An 8143-nucleotide genomic window follows, 5' to 3' on the forward strand; every position below is an offset into this window, starting at 1 on the left:
ACCTATTAGCCTTAACTCTATCTCCCTCTTTTATTTCAGATAACAGCAACGACGTCTCACTCTCATAACAGATGACCGTCTGCTCATCAATAATCGCAAACATGATTCCACTTACTTTCCATTCATAAAAAGGGAGGAGAAAGATAAGTACTGAAAGAATGACTTAATTAAGGTCATCGTATCCCAAATATTTTCCATTTGTCAATATAACCACATATGATGGCCAGCAAGCTTTTCTAGGAAAATTAATTTAAATAGTAGTGAACGAATGGGACGCAGCGGACCAATATAAAGTGAACATCATTTTTAAAAAGGAGGTGCAGCATGGAGGAGGAGTTACAGGAATGTGTGGTACACATGCAGGAAGGGGACGAAGAAGCTTTTAAGACTTTTTATACTCTGACGAAGCATGATGTCTATCGGTTAGTGTATTTTTTATCATCAAACAAGGATGACGCGGTAGATATTATGAGTGAAGTCTATTTAGAGGTTTTTAGATCGATCAAAAAATTTGATACAAGCCTTCCTTTTCGCCCATGGTTCAACGGTTTGATTGTTCGTCAGACACAAAACTGGCAGAGAAAGCTTTGGAGAAAGGTTCGTCTTTTTCATAAAAGTAAGCAGCTCGAAATTGAACCTCCTCAGCCTAACGTGGAAGGACATATCATCAAGAATGAAAACACAGAGGAGCTATTAGCCCTAGTAGAATCTCTCTCCTATAAGCTAAAAGAGGTCGTCGTGCTAAGGTATTATCAAGAAAATACGTTTGAGGATATCGCAACCATTTTAAATGTACCCGTAGGAACGGTCAAATCAAGACATCGTTTAGCAATTGAAAAGTTGCGTCAGTTAACAGGCAGTACCACAAATGAAAGCAAGGAGGCATCCCGATATGTTTATTGAGAAAGGGTTAAAGCAGGAATATAAAAGAAAGGCGGGAACACTGCAAGCCCCAGAGGAAGTAGAGCAGCATGTGTTTCAACACATTCAAGATCTTAATGGTCAAAAAAATAGACAAGGGAAAGTGGCTGCCTTTTTAGCTAAATTTTCGCTTTTACAACGTATGCCTCGAACAGCCGTCATAGCTGTAGTCCTTGTTTTGCTTGTTGGCTTCGGATTTGGTGTAACTCAGCTCTTCTCCATGGAGATGGATCATGCTCTGTTTGAGGTTGAGTATGACAAAAGGTTCACTTTAGTCCATACGAGTTCAGAGGAGATCATGAGCCAATTAAAAAGTGTACAAAGTCAGCTTGAGCCTGGCGAAGCTGCCATAGTTTACTTACCAGAGCTAGAGAAGGAGGCCTTTCCACACTTTAGAGAGTATCCTTTTATGAAGGTAGGTAATCCAATTCTTTATCAAGATTTAAATCAATGGTCAGAAATCTTAGGTTCTCCTTATAATTTGGTCAAACAACCAAATTATTTACCAGAAGATTTTACCCTTCAAGGCGGAGTCCTAGATCTAGAATATTGGGGTGCACTTTCTTGGGAGGGAATGCAGTTAGGGGAAGAGTTAGTGCAAAGTGCCCAAGGTAATATGGAATGGGTAAGGTATACAGAACCTGAATATACCCCAACATTTGTATATGAAGACGCTTCTAAAAATAAGATTTTCGTAAGTCCTTTTTATGTAGGGGAAGAAGTAATGAAAATGATCATGACGGTCAACAGTTTTACAGATTATGAACAAGTGAATATTCGCGGAGACGAGGGCTTCTATACAAATAATTCAGATCATATTTTATATGAAGGTGATGTACAAGGTCTAAGCTGGTTTGAAAAAATAGGTGAAAGTGTATTTCAATACTCCATTCTTACAAATTCGCCAGATGTAACAAAAGAAGACCTTATCAAAATGGCGGAGAGTGTAAGATAATAGCATAGACTAACTAAGTTAAAAAACAGTGCCCAACTCCACGATAAGGTGGAAAAAGGCACTGTTTTTACTTACTACTTCGGCTGATATCTATTTAATAAGGATCAGAGGGATGCCCATAATCCTCCGCTTGATGGACAGCCTTTTCAGAATCTGTAGTTCCCATAGGGCCTTTTGAGCCTTCCTTGCTCATTTTTTCTAGCCCTTCCTTAACACGTTGACCATACTCAGGGTCAGCTTGTGTGAAGTTTTTGATCATTTGCTCCTGTATTTCTTTTCGGCAGGAGCTTAGGGTACTCACTAAATTGTGAATCAGCTCATCGCGCTCCCAAGCACTAAATCTACGGTATGTTTCACCTACCTGCCCGAAATTGTTCGGTCGGTCAATCGCTTCACGCTTCACTTCTCCTGATACGTGGGGTGTATGTTCCTTCCCTGCACGAGTAGCTTCCTTTAGTCCGTTCATAAGAGAAGGCTCATAATTCACATGAGGATTGGGACCACGATCAACGAAATAAGCCATTTGTCCATCCCGTTGGTTGGTGGCTACGTGCTTCTTAGGAGCATTGATAGGTAACTGTAAGTAATTTGCCCCAACTCGATAACGCTGTGTATCCGAGTAGGAGAATGTTCTTCCCTGTAGCATTTTATCGTCTGAGAAATCAAGTCCATCTACAAGTACCCCTGTACCAAACGCTACCTGTTCAACCTCAGCGAAGTAATTCTCTGGATTTTTGTTAAGTACCATTTTACCGACTGGTAGCCATGGGAACTTATCCTTGTACCAGAGCTTTGTATCATCTAAGGGATCAAAGTCCAGCTCAGGATGCTCATCATCACTCATAATTTGAACAAACAATTCCCATTCAGGGTAATCTCCTTTTTCTATCGCTTCATACAGGTCCTGAGTGGCGTGGTTAAAGTTCATTCCCTGAATTTTTTCAGCCTCACTTTGTGTTAGATTCTTAATCCCCTGCTTGGGTTCCCAATGATACTTGACCAATACACCTTCACCTTGCTCATTGACCCATTTGTAGGTGTTTACTCCAGAGCCCTGCATTTGTCTGTAGTTTGCCGGAATGCCCCAAGGTGAGAATAAAAAAGTAACCATATGTGTGGCTTCAGGGGTTTGCGAAACGAAATCAAAGATGCGCTCTCCGTCCTGAATATTTGTTACCGGATCTGGCTTAAACGCATGGACGAGATCAGGGAACTTCATCGCATCACGGATGAAGAAGATCTTCAAATTGTTCCCTACCAAATCCCAGTTACCGTCTTCTGTATAGAATTTTACAGCAAAGCCTCTTGGGTCACGTAGTGTTTCAGGAGAATGCCCTCCATGAATAACACTAGAGAAGCGGACAAAGACGGGAGTTCGTTTTCCTTTTTCCTGAAACAGCTTTGCTCTAGTATATTTGGCTATCGGTTCATCTCCAACAGTCCCATACGCTTCAAAATAACCATGTGCTCCAGCACCACGTGCGTGTACCACTCGTTCTGGCACACGCTCCCGGTCAAAATGACTAATCTTCTCAATGAAATGATAATTTTCTAATGTTGAAGGACCACGGTTTCCTACCGTTCGGATGTTTTGATTATCTGTAATAGGATGTCCTTGACGATTCGTTAACGTATCTTCTGCTTCGTTATCACTTCTACGCTGATCCTTTGCGCCACCTGCTCCTGTAACATGTGTCCCAAAGGATTGATCAGCTTTACGCTCTTCTTTTTCCTTCATAAGTATCAGCCTCCTAGGGATAAGGGGATTTTTAGCATTCTTTCCCTTTAAGGCTGACAATATACTTACAGGATTTTAGAAAAAACGCTTTAGTCCGATCATGCTTAGGGTTTTCAAACACCTCTGAAGGAGTCCCTGTCTCTACGATTTCACCAAAGTCCAAAGTCGAATATTTTTTGTATTTGACAGTGATACTTGATGTCCTGTATAATATATCAAAAATTTAAACGATGATAAGGACTAGTAAGAACGAAATGCTTCTTTCCAGAGAGGAAATGATAGGCTGCGACATTTCTAGAGGCAACGTCTGAACCTACCTTGGAGTTCTGTATGTTAAAAGTACAGCGGGTTATTCCCGATATCGATAAAGAGTGCAAGCTCAAGGCCATGGATAATGCGCGGATTATGCTACAATTTCTACAAGCATGCTCACCGTAATTTCTGGATAGCTAAGAGTGTGAAACAGGGTGGTACCACCGAACCTCGGTCCCTATAGGGATGGAGGTTTTTTTGCATGTCTTTTTGGTCATAGTTTAAGGAAAAAGAAGGGGTTGAAAACATGTCAGAGAATAAAAAGTTTGTTCAAGAAATCACCGATATGGAGCAGGATTTTGCTCAATGGTATACCGATGTTGTGAAGAAAGCTGACCTCGTCGATTACTCATCCGTACGAGGCTCTATGATTATTCGTCCATACGGTTATGCAATCTGGGAAAATATCCAAAGAGTGCTAGATGAAGAGATTAAGGAGACCGGTCATGAGAATGTATATATGCCTCTCTTTATCCCAGAAAGCTTATTGCAAAAAGAAAAGGATCATATTGAAGGCTTTGCTCCAGAAGTAGCTTGGGTAACGCACGGAGGCTCGGAGGAACTTCACGAACGACTTTGTGTTCGTCCTACATCAGAGGTTCTGTTTTGTGAGCACTATGCTCAAATTATCCGTTCTCATCGAGACCTGCCTAAGCTATACAATCAATGGAGTAATGTGGTTCGCTGGGAAAAAACAACGAGGCCCTTCCTGCGCTCCCTAGAGTTTCTATGGCAAGAAGGGCATACATGTCATGCGACAGATGAAGAGGCACATGATGAGACGAGGAAAATGCTGGATGTCTATGCGGCTCTTTGTGAGGACATATTAGCTATTCCGGTCATTAAAGGAAGGAAGACAGAAAAGGAGAAGTTCGCTGGGGCGAAGTTTACGTATACGATTGAAAGTCTCATGCACGATGGGAAAGCACTGCAAACAGGAACATCCCATCATTTAGGCACAGGGTTTGCTGAGGCGTTTAACATCCAGTATGCGGATAAAAATGGGGAGCTACAATATGTTCATCAAACATCTTGGGGGATTACAACAAGGTTAATTGGGGCTTTAATTATGGTCCATGGAGACAATCGTGGGCTAGTACTTCCACCAAAAATAGCTCCAACTCAGGTGATTATCGTACCGATTGCACAGCATAAGGAAGGGGTACTGGAGAAGGCAGAGGAGCTGAAGGATCTACTAAAGCCATTCGCTAGGATAAAGGTTGATGCTAGTGATAAAATGCCAGGCTGGAAGTTTAATGAACATGAGATGAAAGGTGTGCCGCTTCGTTTGGAAGTAGGACCAAAGGATATCGAAAAAGGGCAGGTCGTTCTAGCTAGAAGAGATACTGGTGAAAAAATAGTCATGCCTATGGACCAGTTAAAGGACATCATTCCTGCACTTTTAAGCGAGATACAGCAAAACCTTTTTATGCAGGCCAAAAAACATCGGTTGGCGAAGACGAATGTAGCTTCATCGTTAGATGAAATGAAGGAACAGCTCAATACGAACCCTGGTTTAATTAAGGCGATGTGGTGTGGAGAGCTAGCGTGTGAGGATAAAATCAAGGAGGACACAGGAGCTACCTCTCGTTGTATTCCTTTTGACCAAGAGTCAGTGGCTAGTACGTGTGTCTGCTGTGGAAAAGAAAGTAATCAGCTGGTGTATTGGGCAAGAGCGTATTAGGGGGAAAAGCGACCAAACGTATATGTATAGGGGTCTATAAAAGGCAAACACCGCGATGATAAACTCGCGGTGTTTCTTAGTTTATTTAAATAGTACTCATAAGCTTCCTAAATAATGTTTTGTTGAATCAGCGTCCTTTTACTTTATAGGAATCCAAATTTCAGAGTAAAGCTCAGAATCAGAAGGATTCTGATTCGAATAAACCTCTAATTCTGGTGTTCCGGCTGGCTCATATCCATTGGAAGGGAACCATTCGGAGAAAATTTGCTTCCAGGTCTTTTGCATGGCTTCGGGCATAGGACCATGCACTTCAAAGATAGCCCACTTTGAGGAAGGAATCTCATAGTTTCGGAAGTTTTCTGGAAGTTCTTTAGGGAGTTGCCCTTTCACCTCTGTTGCTATCCAGTAGTGGAAAAACTTCTTGCCCTCAAAATCGAAAATAGTAGAATCACAAACTCCTAGTACTCCTTTTATTTCTCCGTTATTAAGTTGAAATAGCTTATCATCTAATCCGTTTGCATGTACTTCTCCCCAAAACTCAGGAATACCGGCCACATTCTCATCCTCATCAACACAAGCAAATTGTCTTCTAATCCCTACAATTTGGAAGGCTTCTTTTTCTACAATACTATACTTCATCGGTTCCGCTCCTTTCAAGCTCACTTGGATGACCAAGCGGTTATACGAATTGAGCCTCTCCTTGCTTCTTCTAGCCTCTAGGGGAGCAACCCCATGCTGTCGGCGGAAGGCTTTAGAGAACGACTCTGGAGTGTCATAACCATATTTAAAGGCAAGATCAATAATCTTACTATCTGTTCTACATAGCTCCTCAGCGGCAAGGGTCAGGCGACGTCGTCTGAGATATTCCCCAACCGTGATATCAGTTAAGAGGGTGAATGTCCGCTGAAAATGAAAGGGAGATACATTTGCTTGCTTAGATATGTCCTCAACAGTTATTTTTTCTAGCAAATGCTCCTCCATGTAGTTGATCGCTTTTTGTAATGATTCCACCCAAGCCATGATGCTCACTCCTTAAATAAATCGTAACAATTATTCCGCTATTGATCCTGTCATTTTTTGCTTTGTTTTGTCCGTTCATTGACCTTATCTTTCTATCATAGCATACATATTAGAAAAACCTTGCTTACCGCCAAGTCCTGGCGAAATCTTAGTTTTTCTTACTGCCTAAGAAAGTATAAAATTGATACAATAAAAAGCCTATCCTTCAATAAGGATAGGCACTAGATATGTAAAATTGTACGCTGAAGTAGGAAAGGCCTTTATCTTTTAAGTTAGATAAACTTAGAGTTCATCAAAGCCATTCGAATCAGAGGTCTTTGTATATTGTCTTGATTTTTGCTCAAAGAAGTCCGTTTTCCCTAGATCGACCTCTTGATAAGCGATAATCCAGCGTAGTGGGTTCTGATTAGGAACGTCAGGGAAAACCTGACGAGAGTGACCGATTTGGTTGCAGCGTTTATTGGCCATAAATTTAATGTATTGCTCTAGCTCAGGCATCGTAATGCCATTGATCTTATTCCCGATAACCTCACGACCCCATTCAATTTCTAGCTCTGCAGCCTCGCGGAACGTATCAATAGCAAACTTCTCTAATTCAGGCGTATTGGCTTCAGGATTTTCAGCTAGGATTTCCTTATAAATTTTCTCAAATAATCCGACATGGATTTGTTCATCACGGTTAATATAATTAATCATCGTGGATGAAGCTACCATCTTCTGATTTCTAGCTAAATTATAGAAGAAGGCAAAGCCGCTGTAGAAGAACAAGCCTTCTAAAATCACATCATAAATAATTGACTTTAATAGATTGTCTACAGAAGGGCTCTCAGCAAATGCCTTATACCCATTCGTTACAAACTCATTTCTTTTACGTAAAGTAGGCTCTGTTCTCCAATATTCAAACACTTCATCCTGCTTCTGCTTAGACACGATACTAGAAAGCACATAGGAATAGGAATGATTATGAATAACCTCCTGCTGTGCCAGAATAATCATTAAAGCGTTTAAGGAAGAGTCTGTTAAATAATCCGCTACTTTACTCGCATAATCTGATTGAACACTATCTAATAAGGCTAGCAAGCCAATAATTTTAAGAAAGGATTCCTGCTCCACCTCTGAAAGCTGAGGGAATTGTTTGATGTCCTTACTCATATTGATCTCAAAAGGAGTCCAAAAATTGGATAGCATCACTTTATATTTCGTGTAAGCCCAAGGGTAGCGTACATCATCCCAATTTAAAATATTTGAGCTTTTTCCATTTATAATAGCTGTTGCTCGGTTTGGTGCTTCTTCATCCATTAAAACACGTTTACTTAATTCCGTTGACAACTAAAACGCCTCCTTACTTCTAACCAAATAGTATAACTCAACGTTGCCGCTGTTTATTTTGCCTGCCTTTCACCCTGTAACGGACATTTTTGCTCTTCTGTCAATAAAGTAGACACAATAAGTTACGCAACTTCCTGATAATAGAGTTGCTCAAAGCGCACTGGTGACATGTAACCAATGGTAC

General features: G+C 41.0%; 6 protein-coding genes and 1 other annotated feature. Of the genes, 3 read left to right on the forward strand and 3 right to left on the reverse strand.

The features are described 5' to 3' along the window. The first annotated feature begins 324 nt into the window (after positions 1–324). Complete coding sequence (locus tag J2S11_RS10625) at positions 325–903, forward strand: sigma-70 family RNA polymerase sigma factor (RefSeq protein WP_307394340.1); 579 nt, start codon at positions 325–327, stop codon at positions 901–903. Next, a complete protein-coding gene (locus tag J2S11_RS10630; protein WP_307394341.1) occupies positions 893–1876 on the forward strand; it encodes a hypothetical protein in 984 nt (327 codons plus the stop codon). The genes J2S11_RS10625 and J2S11_RS10630 overlap by 11 nt, the downstream gene beginning before the upstream one ends. A gap of 94 nt (positions 1877–1970) precedes the next feature. Here J2S11_RS10630 and J2S11_RS10635 read toward each other — a convergent pair whose 3' ends face one another. Continuing rightward, on the reverse strand, positions 1971–3614 hold the full coding sequence (locus J2S11_RS10635; protein ID WP_307394343.1) for a catalase: 1644 nt from the start codon (positions 3612–3614) through the stop codon (positions 1971–1973). 221 nt (positions 3615–3835) lie between these two features. Further along, positions 3836–4109 (forward strand) — a binding site (T-box leader). A gap of 64 nt (positions 4110–4173) precedes the next feature. Here J2S11_RS10635 and proS point away from each other — a divergent pair. Next, positions 4174–5610, forward strand: coding sequence for a proline--tRNA ligase (gene proS, locus J2S11_RS10640; RefSeq protein WP_307394345.1), 1437 nt, complete (start codon positions 4174–4176; stop codon positions 5608–5610). A gap of 138 nt (positions 5611–5748) precedes the next feature. Here the strand turns inward: proS and J2S11_RS10645 are convergent, their stop codons facing one another. Both J2S11_RS10645 and J2S11_RS10650 read right to left on the reverse strand, forming a co-directional pair. After that, positions 5749–6630, reverse strand: a complete 882-nt coding sequence (locus J2S11_RS10645; RefSeq protein WP_307394347.1) for an AraC family transcriptional regulator — start codon at positions 6628–6630, stop codon at positions 5749–5751. Between the two features lie 282 nt (positions 6631–6912). After that, a complete protein-coding gene (locus J2S11_RS10650) occupies positions 6913–7959 on the reverse strand; it encodes a ribonucleotide-diphosphate reductase subunit beta (RefSeq protein WP_307394349.1) in 1047 nt (348 codons plus the stop codon). Positions 7960–8143 lie beyond the last annotated feature (184 nt).

Origin of the sequence: Bacillus horti, from assembly GCF_030813115.1 — a bacterium.
Taxonomy (GTDB): Bacteria; Bacillota; Bacilli; order Caldalkalibacillales; family JCM-10596; genus Bacillus_CH; species Bacillus_CH horti.

What these genes read in the sequence shown, in the direction of transcription:
- J2S11_RS10625 (WP_307394340.1), top strand. Translation starts at nt 325, where the DNA reads ATGGAGGAGGAGTTACAGGAATGTGTGGTACACATGCAGGAAGGGGAC.
- J2S11_RS10630 (WP_307394341.1), top strand. Translation starts at nt 893, where the DNA reads ATGTTTATTGAGAAAGGGTTAAAGCAGGAATATAAAAGAAAGGCGGGA.
- J2S11_RS10635 (WP_307394343.1), bottom strand. Translation starts at nt 3,614, where the DNA reads ATGAAGGAAAAAGAAGAGCGTAAAGCTGATCAATCCTTTGGGACACAT.
- proS (WP_307394345.1), top strand. Translation starts at nt 4,174, where the DNA reads ATGTCAGAGAATAAAAAGTTTGTTCAAGAAATCACCGATATGGAGCAG.
- J2S11_RS10645 (WP_307394347.1), bottom strand. Translation starts at nt 6,630, where the DNA reads ATGGCTTGGGTGGAATCATTACAAAAAGCGATCAACTACATGGAGGAG.